Annotated in this window: 2 tRNA genes and 1 rRNA gene; all 3 read right to left on the reverse strand. The window is 47.3% G+C overall.

Annotated elements, in window-relative coordinates:
* Window positions 1-163: 163 nt before the first annotated feature.
* A tRNA-Ala gene (locus ACYVGC_RS24975) sits at window positions 164-237 on the reverse strand.
* 37 nt (window positions 238-274) lie between these two features.
* Window positions 275-348, reverse strand: a tRNA-Ile gene (locus tag ACYVGC_RS24980).
* Window positions 349-482: 134 nt separating this feature from the next.
* A 16S ribosomal RNA gene (locus tag ACYVGC_RS24985) occupies window positions 483-552 on the reverse strand; the annotation flags it as partial.

A 552-nucleotide genomic window follows, 5' to 3' on the forward strand; every position in this document is an offset into this window, starting at 1 on the left:
AAAGTGCTGCTATTCTGTGAATAACAGCCCGCTTTTTACTTCTCTTTCTTGTTTTCCCTTACGTCAAAGAACGTTTACTACCCAATCGGTAGCAAATGTGGAATAGTTGAATTGCTTCATGCTAAACCAATATTGTGCCTTCTCGATTAGAAGGCGTAGTATGTGGAGGATAACGGAGTCGAACCGTTGACCCCCTGCGTGCAAGGCAGGTGCTCTAGCCAGCTGAGCTAATCCCCCAAGATTTGGCATTCAAGCAGATACCCGCTGGTGCCAGTGGGCCTGCCTGGACTCGAACCAGGGACCTCTACATTATCAGTGTAGCGCTCTAACCACCTGAGCTACAAGCCCGGTTTCGTGTTGATCTAGTTAAAGAGCAATGCAAAATCCGTTAAAATAACTTAGAATGAGGAAACAGAAAATGTTGTAATTGCAAGCGCACTCTACTTTTAGCTAAGCAGACGTCCCGAACAAGGAGGCTCCAGAAAGGAGGTGATCCAGCCGCACCTTCCGGTACGGCTACCTTGTTACGACTTAGCCCTAGTTACCTGTTCT

Source organism: Hymenobacter arcticus, assembly GCF_054779975.1.